Consider the following 884-nt stretch of genomic DNA (forward strand, 5'->3'; position numbering starts at 1 on the left):
ATCCACCAGGATGGCACCGCGGCAGATGGTCCAGATACCCGCGCCATCACGGTATGCCGTGGTGTGGTTACCTTCCTTTTCATCCAGAAACTGGTCGAGAATGTCAGGCGCAGGCGCACCAGCGGCAATCAGCGCCAGAACGGCAGCCGACAGGCCGTATCTGATTTTTGCGTTCATGGATATTTATCAGGATTTATCGGTTTCTGAGCCCTGGATATGTTTATCAGTTCCAGCCTGTTGCCTCAGGCTGCTAACAGGTCAATACAATCATGAGGATTATTTATGGACAATAACACCATTTCTCTACAGGAGTTGCTCGACAGCATTTCCAGGCTTCGGGAAGACGTGAATACCCTTACCGTCGCCTTCTCATATCTGGCATTCTCAATTCCAAGGGAACAGATGCAATCAACGCTGGCATCAATCCAGTTTGAATCATGCAATCCCAAATGGTCTCAGGAACAACAAGACTCTTTCAGGCGGCTTGCTGTATTACTGGATGAAAAATATGCTGGTAAAATTACCATTTCGGCGGACTCTTCAGAGAACCCGTAATTATTCCCGGTAGTTTTCCTCTGTAGGTTATCAACACATCCTGCGCCTCTAAAATTACGGGGCGCTTTTCCGGCGACTGCTCATCCCCTTCACATAACCCGGCAGCAACATCCAGGAAGACCTGTCTGATGCTCCTTCTGGCTGCTGCCTCATAAAACTCCAGCGCGGCACCTTCAACACGGTCCAGCGAGATGTCCAGGTCAAAAATTTCACCGTCAAAGCGTTTTTTGTCCCGTAACGCTAAAGTTACCGTAACTTTATTCTCAAAATTGCGGATCCCTTTCACAATCAGTTCATAGTTTTGAGTCATTGAATTACTCTCCCCGTGC

The 884-nt window shown here is 48.3% G+C and carries 2 protein-coding genes and 1 pseudogene; 1 reads left to right on the forward strand and 2 read right to left on the reverse strand.

Annotated elements, in window-relative coordinates:
* Positions 1-177 (reverse strand): annotated as a pseudogene (locus BGK49_RS16120) (lysozyme); the annotation flags it as partial.
* A gap of 105 nt (positions 178-282) precedes the next feature.
* Between BGK49_RS16120 and BGK49_RS27595 the strand changes: the two are divergent.
* Positions 283-555, forward strand: a complete 273-nt coding sequence (locus BGK49_RS27595) for a hypothetical protein (RefSeq protein WP_000369850.1) — start codon at positions 283-285, stop codon at positions 553-555.
* Here BGK49_RS27595 and BGK49_RS16125 read toward each other — a convergent pair.
* The gene (locus BGK49_RS16125) at positions 521-865 is read right to left on the reverse strand and encodes a YdfR family protein (RefSeq protein WP_000193278.1); all 345 of its coding nucleotides are present in this window, start codon (positions 863-865) and stop codon (positions 521-523) included. The two genes, BGK49_RS27595 and BGK49_RS16125, sit on opposite strands and share 35 nt — an antisense overlap.
* Positions 866-884: the final 19 nt, after the last annotated feature.

Origin of the sequence: Shigella sp. FC1544, assembly GCF_001722145.1 — a bacterium.
Classification (GTDB): domain Bacteria; phylum Pseudomonadota; class Gammaproteobacteria; order Enterobacterales; family Enterobacteriaceae; genus Escherichia; species Escherichia coli.